Annotated in this window: 14 protein-coding genes and 2 tRNA genes; 7 read left to right on the top strand and 9 right to left on the bottom strand. The window is 47.0% G+C overall.

Features of this window, described 5'->3' with window-relative positions; translation table 11 throughout:
- Window positions 1-96: 96 nt before the first annotated feature.
- Both ltaE and AACQ79_RS13865 read right to left on the bottom strand, forming a co-directional pair.
- Window positions 97-1,101, bottom strand: coding sequence for a low-specificity L-threonine aldolase (gene ltaE, locus AACQ79_RS13870; protein WP_013867940.1), 1,005 nt, complete (start codon window positions 1,099-1,101; stop codon window positions 97-99).
- A 109-nt stretch (window positions 1,102-1,210) separates the two neighbouring features.
- Window positions 1,211-1,726 carry an NUDIX hydrolase gene (locus AACQ79_RS13865; protein WP_170899250.1) on the bottom strand — a complete coding sequence of 172 codons (516 nt, stop codon included), beginning with the start codon at window positions 1,724-1,726 and terminating at the stop codon, window positions 1,211-1,213.
- A 277-nt stretch (window positions 1,727-2,003) separates the two neighbouring features.
- Here AACQ79_RS13865 and AACQ79_RS13860 point away from each other — a divergent pair, with 277 nt between their 5' ends.
- The 4 genes from AACQ79_RS13860 to AACQ79_RS13845 all read left to right on the top strand — a co-directional run bounded on the left by AACQ79_RS13860 (window position 2,004) and on the right by AACQ79_RS13845 (window position 5,661).
- Entirely contained in the window at window positions 2,004-3,662 is a 1,659-nt protein-coding gene (locus AACQ79_RS13860; RefSeq protein ID WP_013867938.1) for an ATPase RavA domain-containing protein, read from the top strand.
- 9 nt (window positions 3,663-3,671) lie between these two features.
- Window positions 3,672-5,117: an ATPase RavA stimulator ViaA gene (viaA, locus tag AACQ79_RS13855; protein ID WP_019283198.1), complete on the top strand. Its 1,446-nt coding sequence runs from the start codon at window positions 3,672-3,674 to the stop codon at window positions 5,115-5,117.
- Between the two features lie 346 nt (window positions 5,118-5,463).
- Window positions 5,464-5,550 (top strand) — tRNA-Leu (locus AACQ79_RS13850).
- Between the two features lie 37 nt (window positions 5,551-5,587).
- Window positions 5,588-5,661, top strand: a tRNA-Cys gene (locus AACQ79_RS13845).
- Between the two features lie 132 nt (window positions 5,662-5,793).
- On the opposite strand, the gene choV is transcribed toward AACQ79_RS13845, so the two are convergent.
- The 7 genes from choV to AACQ79_RS13810 all read right to left on the bottom strand — a co-directional run bounded on the left by choV (window position 5,794) and on the right by AACQ79_RS13810 (window position 13,661).
- Window positions 5,794-6,981, bottom strand: coding sequence for a choline ABC transporter ATP-binding protein (choV, locus tag AACQ79_RS13840; protein WP_170899249.1), 1,188 nt, complete (start codon window positions 6,979-6,981; stop codon window positions 5,794-5,796).
- Between the two features lie 2 nt (window positions 6,982-6,983).
- On the bottom strand, window positions 6,984-7,832 hold the full coding sequence (gene choW, locus AACQ79_RS13835; protein ID WP_017048787.1) for a choline ABC transporter permease subunit: 849 nt from the start codon (window positions 7,830-7,832) through the stop codon (window positions 6,984-6,986).
- Window positions 7,833-7,881: 49 nt separating this feature from the next.
- Complete coding sequence (locus AACQ79_RS13830; protein ID WP_129533019.1) at window positions 7,882-8,826, bottom strand: choline ABC transporter substrate-binding protein; 945 nt, start codon at window positions 8,824-8,826, stop codon at window positions 7,882-7,884.
- Between the two features lie 36 nt (window positions 8,827-8,862).
- Window positions 8,863-10,563: a choline dehydrogenase gene (betA, locus tag AACQ79_RS13825; protein WP_129533020.1), complete on the bottom strand. Its 1,701-nt coding sequence runs from the start codon at window positions 10,561-10,563 to the stop codon at window positions 8,863-8,865.
- A gap of 18 nt (window positions 10,564-10,581) precedes the next feature.
- The gene (betB, locus tag AACQ79_RS13820; protein WP_170899248.1) at window positions 10,582-12,042 is read right to left on the bottom strand and encodes a betaine-aldehyde dehydrogenase; all 1,461 of its coding nucleotides are present in this window, start codon (window positions 12,040-12,042) and stop codon (window positions 10,582-10,584) included.
- 21 nt (window positions 12,043-12,063) lie between these two features.
- Entirely contained in the window at window positions 12,064-12,657 is a 594-nt protein-coding gene (betI, locus tag AACQ79_RS13815) for a transcriptional regulator BetI (RefSeq protein WP_017046103.1), read from the bottom strand.
- Window positions 12,658-12,872: 215 nt separating this feature from the next.
- Window positions 12,873-13,661, bottom strand: coding sequence for a lipase family protein (locus AACQ79_RS13810; RefSeq protein WP_094131632.1), 789 nt, complete (start codon window positions 13,659-13,661; stop codon window positions 12,873-12,875).
- Window positions 13,662-14,217: 556 nt separating this feature from the next.
- Between AACQ79_RS13810 and AACQ79_RS13805 the strand changes: the two genes are divergently transcribed.
- The 3 genes from AACQ79_RS13805 to pcaF are packed head-to-tail and all read left to right on the top strand — an operon-like array spanning window position 14,218 to window position 16,987.
- Window positions 14,218-15,081 carry a 3-keto-5-aminohexanoate cleavage protein gene (locus tag AACQ79_RS13805; RefSeq protein ID WP_170899247.1) on the top strand — a complete coding sequence of 288 codons (864 nt, stop codon included), beginning with the start codon at window positions 14,218-14,220 and terminating at the stop codon, window positions 15,079-15,081.
- A gap of 27 nt (window positions 15,082-15,108) precedes the next feature.
- Window positions 15,109-15,792, top strand: a complete 684-nt coding sequence (locus tag AACQ79_RS13800) for a dienelactone hydrolase family protein (RefSeq protein ID WP_170899246.1) — start codon at window positions 15,109-15,111, stop codon at window positions 15,790-15,792.
- A complete protein-coding gene (gene pcaF / locus AACQ79_RS13795) occupies window positions 15,785-16,987 on the top strand; it encodes a 3-oxoadipyl-CoA thiolase (RefSeq protein ID WP_170899245.1) in 1,203 nt (400 codons plus the stop codon). Before AACQ79_RS13800 ends, pcaF begins: the two co-directional genes overlap by 8 nt.
- The last annotated feature ends 64 nt before the right edge of the window (window positions 16,988-17,051 follow it).

Here is a 17,051-nt window from a genome sequence, read left to right as displayed (position 1 = left end):
GCGCAGTTGTACCAGATTTGAGAGGCAGTTTCACGGAAAAAACGCGTTGGCAGTCATAACCGATGATAAGGTTATGACTGCACAATGTTAATTGGATCAGAGATAAAGGGAGAGTTTGCTGATTAGAAAATCAATATCATCGCGTGAGACGTCTTTATGGGTCACAAAACGTACCGGATTGCCTGGCGAAACTTTTATTCCATCTTGCGCCAACTGATTGGTAATTGTATGGATATCGATAGAATCAGCTAATTTGGCAAATACGATGTTAGTTTGCACTAAATCTGGATTGACGGAAAACCCGTTTAAGTCCGCTAATTTGCGCGCTAAATATTGGGCATTGTCGTGATCAGTCTTCAGCTGAGTGACTTGTTCAGTCAATGCAAGATGGCCTGCTGCGGCCAAAATGCCTGCTTGACGCATGCCGCCACCGAGCATTTTTCTTAAACGTCGAGCCTTGGCAATGTAGGTTTTTGAACCCAACAGCAGCGAGCCGATAGGAGCTGAAAGCCCTTTAGATAAACAGACCGTCATTGAGTCAAAGTATTGCGCAATCTCTTTAACATCCACATCCAGCGCTACAGCGGCGTTGTATACGCGCGCGCCATCTAAATGCAGTGCCAAATGGTGTTGATCAACAAACGTTCGCGCTTGCGCTAAATAGGCGAGTGGTAGAACTTTGCCATTGATGGTGTTTTCAAGGCTAAGTAATCGAGTGCGAGCAAAGTGGGCATCATCAGGTTTAATGGCCGCGCGCAGTTTATCGAAGTCTAACGTGCCATCAGGGTTATTTTCGATTGGCTGCGGCTGAATAGAGCCAAGAACCGCGGCGCCACCCGCTTCATATTTGTAGTTGTGCGCTTGTTGGCCACACAGGTACTCATCGCCACGCTCACAATGTGACATTAAACCCAGCAGGTTGGCTTGTGTGCCTGACGTGGTAAATAGCGCCGCTTCAAAACCGTGTCGCTGCGCGGCCCACTCTTCTAAGGCGTTGACGGTTGGGTCATCGCCATACACATCATCACCCACGTCGGCATTAGCCATTGCTTCACGCATCGCGGCGGTGGGTTTAGTAACGGTATCTGATCGAAAATCCATATAATCTCCTCATGCGTTTTTCTATTTTTGCTAGAAGCTTTTTCACTTCAATGCTTATCTGTGCCTGTACTTTATTGATAAATAAGCTCTTTATTGATGGCTAAGTATTTTATAGATAACCACACAGCTTCGCCTTACTTAGGCAGGCAATGGTTTTTGAATCTGTGATTTGCCCAGTGATGATTTTTTGCTCCAATTCCTGGATCGAAAGCGTCACCACCTCAATGACTTCATCATCGTCGCATGATAATCGTGCAGTTTTGCTCAACTGTTTAGCGACAAACAGGTGCTGTATTTCGTCACAAAATCCAGCTAATGGTGTGACTTGCCCTAAAGTGATCAGCTCACTTGCGCTGTACCCTGTCTCTTCTTCAAGCTCACGGTGCGCGCATTCGGCTGGAAGCTCCTCCTTTTCTAAAGTGCCTGCTGGGAGCTCTAACAACCACTTTTTGAGTGAGGGGCGAAACTGATTAATCAGAATAATATCGCCTTGTTCTGTGATCGGCAAAATCACGGCCGCGCCCGGATGGACGATGGTGGTGTGCTCAATGCTTTTGCCTGTAGGAAGGGTGACATCCTCTTGCACTAATGAAATGGTTTTCCATGTATGTATGGTTTTGCTCATGCAAACTCTTCTTTAATTGTGGCTAGCCAATGACTGATATGGTGATAAGGGTTCAACCTTACCGAGAATCTGTGGCTAAGACAAAGTAAAACGATAACCTAAGTATCAATATTGCTTGCACAATCAGTGATGTCAGTCTCATATATGCAAACATTGATTTCGAAGAATTTCACAGAAAAGAGATCTGCTATAAGTGGGCGCTTATACTAAAATCTATTTGTAACAAAACAATAACAGTCGTATAAAGTTATGTATACAAACCATTTGGAGCGCTTAAGTGATCAATTTTACTCCTGCATCTCATGCGCAAAAAGCGCTACTTTCAGAGCGCATAAATAAGCTTGCTAAGGCTTTATCGGATGGTGTTTATGAGCGTGAAGACACCATCAAACTTTGTCTACTGGCTGCTTTAGCGGGGGAAAGTGTTTTCCTACTCGGCCCTCCTGGCATTGCAAAAAGTTTGATTGCGAAACGTCTGATCCAAGCCTTCGATAACAGCAGTTATTTTGAATACCTCATGACGCGTTTCTCAACACCAGAAGAGGTATTTGGTCCATTAAGCATTCAAGAATTAAAAGATAATGGGCGCTATGTTCGCCTAACCAAAGGTTATCTTCCTACCGCACAAGTGGTTTTTCTTGATGAAATTTGGAAAGCAGGCCCCGCCATTTTGAACACCTTATTAACGGTTGTGAATGAAAAGACCTTCAAAAATGGGAGCGATATTGAACGTGTACCAATGCGTCTTCTGGTTTCGGCATCGAACGAATTACCGGATGAAGAGAGTGGTTTAGACGCCTTGTACGATCGCATGTTAGTGCGTGTGTTTGTCAACCGTATTCAAAATAAGCAGAATTTCAAATCGATGCTAACTGTCGGTACGCCACAAGAAGCGCGCATCCCTGAAGGGCTTGCGATTACCGATGAAGAGTATCACTCATGGCAGCGACAACTTGACGATTTACTGTTGACAGATGACGTGTTTGAAAAGTTATTTGAGCTGAAAAACATGCTAGAGCATGCCGTTGAAAACCAGCCCGCTGCGGCAAGTATTGATATGTACGTTTCAGACCGCCGTTGGAAAAAAGCGGTGAAGTTGCTCAAAGCGAGTGCGTTTTTTAATGGCCGCGACTCAATCAACCCGCTTGATTTACTGCTGCTGCAAGATTGTCTTTGGAATAGCCCCGATTCTCGCGATATTGTGCGCCGCGTTATCCGCGACTTTGCGTTGAAACATGCTTTTGACCAACAAGAAGTTGAACATCAAATCGTAGTGTGTCGTGAAGAGCTGGCTGAGATTCAAGAAGAGCTAGAGTCTGAATTTGGCATGTTGCTCTCGCTGGAAACATCATCCGGTTTGATTAAAAAGCAAGTGCATCAGTTTGATACCAAATCGGCAAAAACCTATCAGGTAGGCACCGCTCATGACTTGGTCAAATTGGTATTGCTGCAAAGCAATATGTCCGTCTCTGAGGCCGAAAAAGGCGATAGCCGCTGGGTTTATGTGCCTAAAAGCGAGCTTGAAAGAACGATCAAAGAGGGGCATGGCGATGTGTATGGTTATGTGAATCAAAATACCAATTTGTGCCGTTTAAGGTTTGATTTAGATGCTGGTAATAACCTCGTTCTTAAAGATATTGCTAATCGCTCGGTGTTGGTGAGTTTGGTGACTGAGCAAGGTTTAGACGAAAGTCTTTATCAAGAGTGGCTTACGAAAGCGGATCAAGCCGTTGCACAGTTGCAACATGCCGAACACCATTTGCGTAAAGTGCGTTCTAAGTTTCACGGCGCTTTGCCGCATAACTTCATTGATCCGGAGCTGCCCACCGCTATGGAAGCGACGCTGCAGCATCTGCAGCAATTACTTGAATCGACTCATACCGAATGCGAAAAAACGGTGCTTCGTTTTAAAAACCTAAACCAGTTTTTTGCGTAAGGAGAGAAGATGCTTGGTGCCGATGGTTTAAATTTAGCGTTAATGATTGCCGATTCGGGCATCATTGATACGGCAGTGAATGATTTGCTTGCGCGCTCGCAAGTGATGATGATGGCTGAAAACCGCGGCGTGGCGAATTCAGTTAAAAATCACCTAACTAAGTGGCGTGGTAGTGTCAAAAAACGCATTACAAAAGTGTGTGAAACTGAGCGTTTTCAACAAGAGCTGACCTTATACCAAGAAGTAATTCACTGGGATGAAGAGACCTTCTTTACCCGGATTAACGAGATAATCAAACAGTTGGAATGGCACTCAGCATTTTATCTCCAAGCACGTCGTTTAATCGAAAAAAACAAGGGGTTGCATAACCCCATGTTCCCTCATTTCTTTTGTGACCAATGGTATCAAAGCCTTTGCCATGCGATTAAACAAGCGCAAATCAACGAACTTGAAAGTAACAAAGAAAAAGTGTTGGCCGATTTGTACCAGCGTATGGAAACCATGAAAAACATGGATAAAGTCACGGAATCGGGTGATGAAAGCAGCGTCGGTCGCTTGTGGGATATGGCATCGGCGAAGCTCAGTAAAACAGACATTAGTGTCATGAAACGCCATGCAGAATTTTTGAAAAAGAACAAAGGATTGCAAGAGATTGCTGAACAGCTTGGGCGCATGGCTGGCGAAGTAGATGACCCGGATCTCAACCGCACTCCAGCCGAAGCGCTGCAAATGGTGGAGGAGAAATCGGACGAAGCGACGGATGACATCGTCGGCATCCACGAAAGTGATGATCTGAACAAGCTACTGCCCAACGAAACCATGTTTCTTGCCTATCCTGAACTTGAGGTGGTTTTCTACAAGCATTTAGTGGATAAGCGCTTGATGAACTATCGCATGCAAGGCAAGTCTCGCACCTTGCGTAAAGTCAAAGCGTACCAACCAGAACACAAACAGTTTGAGATTGAAAAAGGGCCGTTCATCGTATGTGTGGACGCTTCTGGTTCCATGAGTGGTTTCCCAGAACAGTGCGCAAAAGCGATGGCTTATGCTCTGATGCAGATCGCTCTCGCTGAGAGGCGCGAGTGCTACGTGATGCTGTTTTCTACTCAGCAAATTACCTATGAGCTGACCAAGCAAGATGGCTTGCGTGAAGCGAGTGATTTTTTAAGTTATTCATTTCACGGCGGAACGGATTTAGATCCTGTACTAGAACAATCGGTTGAACTGATGAACAGTGACAAATACCGCAATGCAGATTTGGTCGTATTGTCGGATTTCATCGCACCTAAACCGCCGGAAGCTCTGCTAGAAAAAATCGCGACCTTAAAACATCAAAAAAATCGTTTCCATGCGGTGAGTTTGTCTCGCTATGGTAATCCACAGTTGATGGCGATGTTTGATCACTGCTGGGCATACCATCCTAATCTCGTCGGGCGACTGATGAAAAAATGGTAACGATCACTTGATAAAAACTGATGGATTGTTGCTCTAATTGTTCGCCTTCTATCCTTTGCGGGTCGATTCTTAGTCACTTGATTCATAAGTGGAAAATTTATTGTTGACTCATTTTCTTAATCCGTTAAAGTACGCCTCGTTCTCACGGCAAAGCCCGAAAGAACAATGTCAGGAGTTAGTTGCTCAGCAAGATGAGCAGAGTTATTAAAAGCTGCAAAGCAATGTTTAATAACAAATGTTTTTAATAACCAAATGTTGTTAATAACAAAGCTAGCGAATGTACTTCAAAAAATTTTCGATGGTGTGTAACTGATTCAGTTGACGGCATCGCAATCCAGAATTGCGTGCCCTGGTGGTGAAATTGGTAGACACAAGGGATTTAAAATCCCTCGACTTTCGAGTCGTGCCGGTTCAAGTCCGGCCCGGGGCACCATCTATTCTTTGCTCATTAAGAGCAACAAAAAATTAAAGGCGCGATGGCAGACTGGTTATGCAGCGGATTGCAAATCCGTGGACCTCGGTTCGACTCCGGGTCGCGCCTCCAAAAACAAAAAAAGACGCTTTTTAGCGTCTTTTTTTGATCTATGTGATTAAGAATCAACAGCCTGCTTAGAAAATAACGCCATCGGTATGATGGCGTTAACATGACATTGACAGCAATGCACAGAGGTGAGTGTTAAGCCGCCTTTTCGGTTTGATAATTTCCCAGTAGGGCACTGTAAATTTCTTGGTCGCTTAAGACGCCGACGAGCTGATTATTTTCCATCAGAAGAATCGGATTTTGAGTTCGATGTTTCAACTCAATCGCGCTACGCATATCAATATCAGGTGTTGTAATAATCATCATCGATGAATCAATGTTCGACATATCGCTGACTTGGGTATCCCAGTGGATAAGAGCGGTCGACGTTGCTCCATATAGTGTCAGAGTTTTATCATGTTGTGCGACCCAAACATCCTGTTTTTTGCAGACCTGCCAACGTTCGTCTTGTTGCTTTAACTGTTCGATGGGCTGCATTAACGAACGTCCTTTTAGTACGTTAAGAGGGTTAGTGTGTGCCACAAACTCTTTAACGTAGTCCGTTTTGGGTGTAAGGACAATTTCTTCTGGTTTACCGTGCTGAATCAGTTTTCCTGACTCCATAATCGCGATGTTATTACCTATTTTTAGCGCTTCATCTAAGTCGTGGCTAACAAATAAGATGGTTTTGTTGAGTTTGCTTTGTAGCTCTAATAACTCATCTTGCAGTTGTGCACGAATCAGCGGATCAAGTGCTGAGAACGGTTCATCCATTAATAGGATGTCACTGTCCATTGCAAAAGCACGTGCTAAACCGACACGTTGCTGCATGCCGCCAGAAAGCTCATGGGGGAATTTATCTTCCCATTCAGCAAGGCCAACCATCGAGAGCTGAGCACGAGCACGTTGGTGGCGTTTTTTCTTACTCATTCCTTGCATTTCTAAGCCAAATGCCACGTTATCTAAAACCGATAACCAAGGCATAAGGGCAAACTTTTGAAACACCATCGAGACACGATTTGTTCTTAAATGCTGAAGCGTTGCTTTATCACAGCTGGCAAGGTCAACAAAGCGTTCGCCATCTTTTAATTCTAATGATCCTCGGCTGATGGTATTTAAGCCATTCACCGCGCGCAGCAAGCTCGATTTCCCTGAACCAGACAGCCCCATCAAGACGCAAATCTCGCCTTCTTTAACAGTAAGGCTGACATTGTCTACCCCTACGATTTGGCCGCAGGCATCGATAATCTCTTGGCGAGATTCACCCGTGTCGAGTCGTTGCAGTGCTTCATTTGGGTTTTGACCAAAGATAACATCGAGGTTTTTAATGGTAATTGCGTCCATGATTATGCGTCCTTATTATTTTGATGTGGGGTTTTGCATAAACGATCAAGAATGATGGCGACTAAAACGATGGCTAAACCAGCTTCAAAACCTTGAGAAATATTGACGGTGTTGAGTGCACGAATCACGGGTTTGCCAAGGCCGTCAGCCCCAACTAAGGCGGCAATCACAACCATTGAGAGTGATAACATAATGCACTGAGTGATCCCTGCCATTATGCTGGGTAGCGCTGCTGGCAACTCCACTTTGAGCAGTAAGTTCATACGGCTAGAGCCGAATGCTTTACCCGCTTCAACTAACTCTTCCGGTACCTTAGTAATCCCAAGATAGGTGAGGCGAATGGGGGCGGCGATGGCAAAGATAATGGTCGAAATGAGCCCCGGAACAATACCCAAACCGAACAGAACTAGCGTTGGAATGAGGTAAACAAAGGTTGGTACCGTTTGCATTAAGTCAAGAATTGGGCGCATCAGCGTATAAAGCCATGGTCGATGCGCGGCGATAATGCCCAATGGTACGCCAATTAATACGGAAATCGTTGTCGCGGCAAACACCAAGACAAAGGTTTCCAGCATTTCTTGCCAGTAGCCAAGGTTTAGAATAAGCAGTAGGGCAGCAATAACAAATACCACCAATGAAATCTGACGATGCAGATACCATGCAATGGCTGCGGTGACTAAAATTGGCACGGCAGGGGGCATCCATTTAAACACATCAACTAAAGATAAAATGATGGTCTCAAGTAAGTAGGAAACAGTATCAAAAAATGTGGCTGCATGGATGGTCAGCCAGTCAACGCCACTTTCCATCCAACGACCTAAGGGGATTTTGTTCTCTGTAATAAAATTCACGGTATAGCCTTTTGGAAGGTGAAATGCTCACCTCCTCCTTTAAATTAATTTATGCTTTAAATGGCGCTAAATAGTTGCTAATAGCTTGTTGTGCAGGTGCTCCAGCTTTGGTTTTTACATTCTTTAGCCATGGAACAATACTTTCTGGATGTTTGATTAACCATTGGCGAGCGGCTTGTTCTGGTAACACGCCTTGGTTGAGAATGGATTCCATCAGTTGGTTTTCCATTTCAAGCGAGAAGGATAGGTTTTTTAATAAATTACCGACATTTGGGCATTGTGCTAGGTAGTTTTGACGCACATTGGTGTAGACATTTGCACCACCGTAGTTTGGGCCAAAGTAATCGTCACCGCCATCAAGGTATTCCATTTCAACATTGCTGTTCATTGGGTGCGGAGCCCAACCTAGAAACACAATCCACTGATTACGACGTACCGAGCGTGCCACTTGTGACACCATGCCCGCTTCACTTGACTCAACAACGCTAAAATCTTTCAGCTCAAAAGCGTTTTCATCAACCATCGATTGGATCAAGCGATTACCGTCATTGCCCGGTTCAATACCATAGATTTTGCCGCGAAATTTATCTGAAAATTGAGCGATATCAGCAAACGATTGGACACCGGCATCATAAACGTACTTAGGCACAGCGAGTGTGTATTTTGCTCCTTCCAAGTTAGCGCGCAGAGTTTCAACCGTTCCAGCTTCACGGTATTTGGCAATATCGCCTTCCATGGTTGGCATCCAATTACCGAGGAATACATCAATGTCACCGTTCGCCATAGATGAGTAGGTCACCGGTACTGAGAGTAAATCGATTTTTGTCTGATAGCCTAACCCTTTGAGCAGCTCTGTGGTTATTGCCGTCGTGGCGGTAATGTCTGTCCAACCCACATCAGCAAAGCGCACCGTATCGCATTGATTGGCGTAAGCGTTGGCGCTGAGCAGAGTCGTCATTGCAAGTGTGAGCACGGTTTTTTTAGTAATAGACATGTTATTTCCTTGTATTTTTGACTGACTTTATAAATTTTATGAGTAAGCGTCCGGCTTTCTCATTGGTGGTTTTATTCTTTGTTTGGTTTGCCAGTCTGGTGCAATCCATACTGGAGCTTCAGTACTGGCTAATAGCGGTTTGCCTAAAATAAGATCGGCGGCGCGCTCTGCGACCATGATGGTTGGCGCATTCAGGTTCCCGTTGGGAATGCTTGGGAATATCGAGGAATCCACCACGCGTAAAGCTTGAATTCCGCGCACTTGGCATTGGTCATTCACCACGGCCATTGGGTCGTCATCTGCGCCCATTTTGCAGCTGCAAGAGGGGTGATAAGCGCTTTCCACATTCTGTTTGACCCATGAATCAATATCGTCATCGTTTTGGATCTCTTCCCCCGGTTGAATTTCTTCGCCCCGATAACTATCCAATGCTGGTTGCGCTAGAATTTCGCGGGTGAGACGAATGCAATCGCGCCAATCTTGGCGATCTTGTTCGGTTGATAGGTAATTAAATGCGATAGAGGGTGAAACCGTTGGATCGCGAGAGACAATTTGTACTTGTCCTCGGCTTTCTGGCTTATTGGGTCCCACATGAACTTGGAAGCCGTGACCATCAAAGGCCGCTTGGCCGTCGTAACGCATCGCAGCAGGTAAAAAGTGGTATTGAATATTTGGCCATTTGAGCCCTGCGCGAGAGCGAATAAACGCGCATGACTCGAAGTGGTTGGTTGCCCCTAATCCTTTACGAGTTAAGATCCATTCAGTGCCGATAAGCCCTTTGCTGATTAAACCGAGTTTACTGTTTAGTGTGATCGGCTGTTTACAATGGTATTGAAAATAGATCTCTAAGTGATCTTGCAGGTTTTGACCCACGCCAGGCAGGTCTTGCTTCAGTTTCACACCAACTTGTTCAAGCAACGCTTTAGGGCCAATACCCGAAAGTTGCAAAAGTTGAGGAGATCCTATAGAACCAGCACTTGATATCACTTCTCGCAAGCAAAACGCTTGTTGGATCTTGCCTGATTTTTCAAACTCAACGCCGATGGCCTTTTGCTCTTCAATCAAGATCTTATGTGCCACAATTCTTGTCTTTACGGTGAGGTTCGGTCGCTTCATCGCGCGGCGTAAATAGGCATTGGACGTTGAGGCGCGAACTCCAGAATCTACCGTCATATGCATTGGTCCGAAACCTTCCTGCTGATAAGCATTGTAATCGTCAGTTTCTGGATAACCGGCTTCTTTGCCCGCATCGATGAAGGCTTGATAAAGTGGGTTCAATTGCATGTCGTTACCGTTACAAGTACCGACGGGCCCATTGCCGCCACGATAAGCGTTCTCGCCACCTATCCAAGATTCAGCGCGGCGAAAATAGGGTAAACAATTTTGATAATTCCAACCTTTAGCGCCCAGTGATTCCCATTCATCAAAATCGCAAGCGTGACCACGAACATATACCATGCCATTAATAGACGAGCTGCCACCGAGTACTTTTCCCCGTGGGCAATGTAACTGACGCCCGTCAAGATCGGGCTCTGATTCGGTTTCAAATTGCCATGCGTATTTTTCGCTGTTCATCGGGTAAGAAAGGGCGGTTGGCATTTGAATAAAAATGCTTTTATCGCTATCACCTGCTTCGAGCAGTAAAACCTGATGCTCGCCAGACTCGGTTAAGCGATCGGCAAGAACACAACCTGCTGAGCCCGCACCGACGATAATGTAATCAAAGTGATTTAACATAGAAGGCTCCTTTGACGATTAAGCATATGGGCTAGAAAAATCATCTAGCTCCACTAAAATGCTTTTGGTTTGGGTATAGTGCTTCAGGGTTTCTATGCCATTTTCACGGCCAATCCCAGAATGCTTATAACCACCGACAGGCATTTCTGCTGGAGAGTCTCCCCAGGTATTTATCCAGCAGATCCCGGCTTGAAGTTGGTGAATTACTCGGTGTGCACGAGAAAGGTTCTGTGTGAACACTCCTGCCGCTAAACCATATTGTGTGTCATTCGCGCGCGCGATCACTTCGTCTTCATCGCTAAACTTAAGCACTGACATCACAGGGCCAAAGATTTCTTGCTGCACGTGAGGCATGTCATCAGTGCAATCAATGAAAACAGTTGGTGCAACAAAGTTGCCCTTATCTAGGTCGTTATCGGTAACTTGATAACCGCCAGTGAGTAAAGTTGCTTGGCTAGCTTTGGCTTGCTCAATCGCTGTGAGCACTTTGTTTAAATGAGGTTTGGAAATTAACGCGCCAATCTGGGTGTTGATATTCATAGGATCGCCAATCACTAATTGTTCAGTACGCAGCTTAAGCTGAGCGACAAACGCATCGTAGAGGCTGTCGTGCACGAAAACGCGTGTCCCATGGGTACACACTTCACCTTGGGTATAAAAGTTTGCCACCATGGCAGCGGAGACAGCTTGATCAAGCTTGGCATCATCAAAAATAATGAGCGGTGACTTTCCGCCCAATTCCATGGTGACAGACTTCAAGCTGCGAGCACTGTCTGCCATCACGGTTTTCCCGGTACCCGATTCACCGGTAAAAGAGACTTTGGCAATATCTGGGTGGGCCGTCAGCATTTGACCTACGCGGTAATCACCTTGAACCACGTTAAAGACGCCGTCTGGCACTCCGGCTTCACTGAAGATCTCTGCCAGTTTTAATGCGCTTAATGGCGTTTCCTCTGAGGGCTTGAAAATCATCACATTGCCGGCAGCCAGTGCTGGCGCTGATTTCCACATCGCGATTTGAATCGGATAATTCCATGCGCCAATGCCCGCGCAGATGCCTAATGGCTCGCGGCGAGTATAAAAAAACTGATGTTCATTGAGCGGCTGTTGCTCGCCTTGAAGCGATGGGGCTAAGTTTGCAAAGTACTCAATGACGTCTGCGCCAGTAGCAATATCAACGCAATTGGCTTCTTGAATCGGCTTACCGGTATCGAGAACTTCAAGTACAGCAAGTTCATCGTTTCGTTCTCTAAGTATTTTTACTGCTTTTAGCAAAATACGGCTGCGTTCTGTCGCGGTCATTCTTGACCATATCGCGAATCCTTGCTTGGCTGAGGTGATAGCTTGTTCAACGTCATTGGCACTGGCGTGCTGCAATCTTGCTATCACTTCACCTGTTGCTGGGTTGTAGGTATCGAAACGTTCTCCTGAAGTCGCAGATCGGAGCGTTCCGTTGATATAAAGCGATTGTATTTCCATTTTAAGGCCTGAAGTGAGTTGTTATTGCGCATAAAACGCTAATTGTTTATTGAGGTAATCGTTAATGATGGAATGTGCTTGAGCAGGGTCTATCCCTTTGGGGTTTAATGCTCCGCGTAGCCAAATGCCATCAATCAGTGACGCGATGCCATGAGCCACGAGGTTGACTTGTTCTGATGGGAGCAGCGGCTTGAGTTCAATCTTAAGATGAGAAAGTAAACGCTGTTCATTGACGTATTGCAGGCGATTTAACTGTGCGTCGTGCATGGAGTAAGCCCAAAACGCTAACCATGTTTTAACAACTTGGTTTTCCGCTTGGAACCCTTTGAAATTGCCGGTTACGATGGCATTAATGCGTTCGTAATGAGCCTCTTTTGGGAGTTGGTTTAAATGCTGAGTGATGGTGGTTGAAAGCTCACGTAAAACAACACGCATTGTCTCTTCCAATAATCCATGCTTGCCGCCAAAGTAGTGATTGATAATCCCTGTCGAGACCCCCGCTTCTTTGCTGATTAAAGCGATGCTTGCGCCATGTAATCCAACGCGCTCAATGACTGTCATTGTTGCGGCAACAAGTTGAGGTTTGCGTATGTCTGGCATCCCTACCTTTGGCATAATTGATCCTGATTATTTTATATTGAACGATTAGTTAAATATAAAATGCCACGATAATGTTTAGAGTTCAAATCTATTTTGAATGATAATTGCCATTAAATTTATATGGTTAATGATAAATATTGCTTTAATTCAATTGATTACAATTAATTTTTCATAATTGCTTAGTGTGAAAAATATTTGAAGTCACCGTGTTTTTTGTTCGGTGCTAGCTTCTATCGTTCATCGAAGAAATCCTTATTGCGGATGTATTTACTCATGAGGTGGTAAGAGAAGGGGCGAACTAGCCAGCTCAATAAAGACCTGCCTAATCGAATGAACGTTGGTGTGTTTTCGTAAATACGCCCATTGTAAAGCCACAGCAATTTACCCACATGCCAATAGATTAAAGGAATGGGTGGCATAAAGGTGACGATATCGAGGTCACAACAAATACGATAGGTTTTGTGGCTAAGCGCGTAGCGTTGACGAAAACGCCAATTACCAATCGCGGGTTGGCCGAATGTCACAATGCGTTTGATGCATTTTGGGTATTTCTTTTCGATGTAGTCAGCAAAAATACACCCAATAGCCCCACCCGAAGAGTGACCAGTGATGGCAATGCGTTTGCCGCTCTCGATCAGAGGAACAACGACGGCTTCCAGCCGTTGTAAAACCGATAGGCCGAGTTTATCTTCGTTGCGCGTTGGCAGGCTCTCTTGATGCAGGAGATGGTAAAAGCCCGCATGGATACGGTAATCCAATCCTAAGTGTTTGCAACTGCGTGTCCACATTGCAAAGTTCAAAAGCCAATCACTGACACTGTGCGAACCTTTGATGACCACCACGGCCTCTTCTTGGTTTTTACTCCACAGCACTCGAATCATGATTTTACCAAACTGGTTACGGATGATGTGCTGACCGTTCGGATCAAAACCGTAACGTGTCTGCCTAAACACTCTGGGATAAGCAAGGTTGCACAGCACGGCATAGCGTTCGTATTGATAGCGTTTAAGTGGTTTCACATGACAGCTCTCGAAGATATTGAGCTAACGTAGCGATTGAATGTGAATGCTTTATGAATGATGCAGTTTTGGGTGGGGGAGTATTTATATTTAAATGCTGTCAGCCATAAAGATGCGAAGGACAGAATGTCAAAATTCCCTCCCCTTCAAGGGGTAGGGCCTGCACACCCCCTCCTAACCTCCCCCTGAAAGGGGGAGGAACAGAACGGTTCAGCTTCCACTCTGGAGCATAATGGGGCAAAAATGAGCCAGCGAAGATCGGCCTGACAAAAGTTTGGACAAAACTGTTTCAGAAACTTTGCTAAATTAGCAATTAACGAATAACTACAGGTATCGCATATTGCTTTACTGAGTAACCTGTGTTGATGAGGCAAATCACAATCATAAAATCAATATGTATAGACATATAGACTGCGTTGTAAGCACACCATGCATAGCAAGGCCTAATGTGGCTTTTATGCGACAAAATCCATTTTGTAACCATTTTTTGGGGACGTGGCTTTAATTTTTTATATTTACAATGGATGTAATTATATAGTGTAAGAAATTGGAATATATGGACAATTTAATTATCACCGCCGCCGTTAATGGCGGAATCACCCCAAGAAGTAAGAACCCCGCCGTCCCACACACGCCAAAAGAAATTGCAGATGCTGTCGTTCAGTGCAGTCAGGCAGGCGCCAGTGTCGCACATATCCACGCCCGTGATGAAGCGGGTAAGCCAAGCTACGACAAAGACGTTTGGCGCGAGATCATCGAGCGTGTCCGCGAACGTTCCGACATTATCCTCAACCTGAGTACCTCGGGCCTCAACTTGCCACACGGCATGCCAGAAGAGGAAGCCTGGAATCATCTTCAGTACGGGCCAGACATCGCTTCCTTTAACTGTGGGTCAGTGAATCATGGCGACAAACCCTTCATCAACAGCCCCGCACTGGCAAAAAAACTCGCACTGGCGCTGAAGGAGCATCAGGTGACCCCTGAGATAGAAATTTACCATTCTGGGGTAATCCACGAGGCCATCACCCTTCAGCAACAAGGTTACTTGGACAAGAAGTTGGTCTTTGCGTTTGCGATGGGCATTCATGGTGGGGTCCGGCCGACCTGCAAAGACTTGCTGCACCTGGTGGACTGCCTTCCTGACAACAGCATCTGGTCAGCCATCGGGATTGGACAGGCGCAGTTGCCGCTGAACACATACTCGATTTTACTGGGTGGCCATGTCCGCACGGGGCTCGAAGACAACATTTATTACCGAAAAGGTGAGCTCGCCACCAGCAATGCCCAGTTGGTGGATCGCATCGTCAGACTGTCTCACGAATTGGGCAGGGACGTGGCCACTATCGATGAGGCCAGAACACTCTTAGGCCTAAACCCACAACCTGCCAAGCCCGACACCATCGCTGAGATAGCTGTGTAACCGCCTTCAAAACAAGGAATAGATAACGTGTTAACCCTCAAATCCCAATCTGACATTAGCCCGTACACCGTGGTTATTAAAGGCGCTGAACTGAGCGCCGGCAACCCTGTGGTGATCCTTTTGCATGGACGCCGCCAAACTACAGACGATATGACGAAACTGATCAACAAATTGAACTTGGCTGAGGCGACCTATTATCTGCCGAGTGCACCCGGCGCTACCTGGTATCCCCGAGGGTTCACCCGCGCTCTTGACGACAACCAGCCACAGTTAAATCAGGGGCTCGAGGTGATCGATCACGTCCTGCAAAACTTGCTTTCACAAGGCGTGAGCCGCGAACGCATCTGGATCATGGGCTTCTCGCAGGGCGCGTGCATGGCGGCCGAGTTCATCAGGCAGTCTCAACAGCCGATGGGGGGCGCCATTTTATTCACTGGTGGACTGTTTGGTCCTCAGTGCCCGACAGCATCGGCTCAAAAGCCCGTGTTTGATGGCATGACGATGTTGCTCTCGGGCAGTCATACCGATACTTGGGTCTCCGCAGAACGTGTCACTCAGACGGCCGACTATTTTGAGCAGTTAGGGGCGAATGTCCACCTTGAGATCTTTGCCGAGCGAGAGCACCGCATTGCCCGATCGGAAATCGATCTAGCCAGAGGATTGATCACCGCCAGCTTCGCGGCGTCTCACAAGGAGGTGGCGCATGTCTAACGCGTACCTGTGTGATTTCGTCAGAACCCCGATTGGCCGCTACGCCGGCGCATTGTCGTCGATCCGCGCGGACGATCTGGCCGCCATCACGTTAAAAGCACTCACAGAACGTTACCCAACGCTCGACTGGCGTCGCGTCGACGATGTGATTTTGGGGTGTGCGAACCAAGCGGGTGAAGACAACCGCAACGTGGCCCGAATGAGTTTGCTGCTGGCCGGACTGGACACCCAAGTGCCGGGGTCCACTGTCAACCGACTGTGTGCTTCTGGGATGGAAGCTGTGTCTAACGCCGCGCGGGCCATCAAAACGGGCGAAGCGCACCTGATCATTGCCGGCGGGGTGGAGTCGATGTCACGCGCACCGTACGTGCTTGGAAAAACCGACTTACCGTTTGCCCGCGACGCCGAATTCTATGACACCACCATGGGCTGGCGTTTTGTGAATGCCAGATTGGATGAGATGTACGGCACCTGCTCGATGCCAGAGACCGCGGAAAACCTGGCGGTCAAATTCGGCATTAGCCGAGATGAGCAGGACGCGTTTGCCCGGTGGAGTCAGACCAAATACGCCGCGGCGCAAGAACGGGGGTTCTTCCGTCACGAAATTGTCCCGGTCGAAGTCGCGCGCAAACGTCAGAGCCCGTTGGTTATCGAGACCGATGAGCACCCCAGACTCTCCAGTCTCGAGACCTTGGCCAAACTCAAACCCGTGGTGCACCCACAGGGCTCCGTAACAGCGGGAAATGCATCGGGCATTAACGATGGCTCGGCGGCACTCTTGGTCGCGTCGGAGCGGTCACTGACCGATCACCAACTGGTGCCCAAAGCGCGCATTGTGGCCACGGCGTGTGCCGGCGTTGCACCCAGCATCATGGGATTTGGCCCGGCGCCGGCGATCAAAAAGGTCCTGGAACTCGCTCAGTTGTCGCTGGATCAGATGGACGTGATTGAAATCAATGAAGCCTTCGCCTCACAGGTCCTCTCGGTGGTCAACCACCTGGGGATTGACGGCGACGATCCGCGCCTCAATCCTAATGGCGGCGCGATTGCGCTGGGCCACCCACTGGGCATGAGTGGCGCGAGGGTGATTGGTACGGCAATGAATCAACTCATCCAGCAACAGGGACGCTATGCGCTGTGCAGTTTGTGTATCGGAGTCGGCCAAGGCATGGCAATGATCATCGAGCGCGTGTAACACGCACCATCACGCCAGAGGGGCCCTGACTCGATAGTCTCGATCGAGGGCCACTCATCACCCT

The sequence above is a fragment of the Vibrio sp. 3-2(1) genome (assembly GCF_963887575.1).
GTDB lineage: Bacteria > Pseudomonadota > Gammaproteobacteria > Enterobacterales > Vibrionaceae > Vibrio > Vibrio anguillarum.
This window is presented reverse-complemented; position numbering and strand designations above follow the sequence as displayed.

Bases quoted from the DNA above. Each gene is read 5' to 3' on its own strand.
- ltaE (WP_013867940.1), bottom strand. From the start codon at position 1,101: ATGGATTTTCGATCAGATACCGTTACTAAACCCACCGCCGCGATGCGT.
- AACQ79_RS13865 (WP_170899250.1), bottom strand. From the start codon at position 1,726: ATGAGCAAAACCATACATACATGGAAAACCATTTCATTAGTGCAAGAG.
- viaA (WP_019283198.1), top strand. From the start codon at position 3,672: ATGCTTGGTGCCGATGGTTTAAATTTAGCGTTAATGATTGCCGATTCG.
- choV (WP_170899249.1), bottom strand. From the start codon at position 6,981: ATGGACGCAATTACCATTAAAAACCTCGATGTTATCTTTGGTCAAAAC.
- AACQ79_RS13830 (WP_129533019.1), bottom strand. From the start codon at position 8,826: ATGTCTATTACTAAAAAAACCGTGCTCACACTTGCAATGACGACTCTG.
- betA (WP_129533020.1), bottom strand. From the start codon at position 10,563: ATGTTAAATCACTTTGATTACATTATCGTCGGTGCGGGCTCAGCAGGT.
- betB (WP_170899248.1), bottom strand. From the start codon at position 12,042: ATGGAAATACAATCGCTTTATATCAACGGAACGCTCCGATCTGCGACT.
- betI (WP_017046103.1), bottom strand. From the start codon at position 12,657: ATGCCAAAGGTAGGGATGCCAGACATACGCAAACCTCAACTTGTTGCC.
- AACQ79_RS13805 (WP_170899247.1), top strand. From the start codon at position 14,218: ATGGACAATTTAATTATCACCGCCGCCGTTAATGGCGGAATCACCCCA.
- pcaF (WP_170899245.1), top strand. From the start codon at position 15,785: ATGTCTAACGCGTACCTGTGTGATTTCGTCAGAACCCCGATTGGCCGC.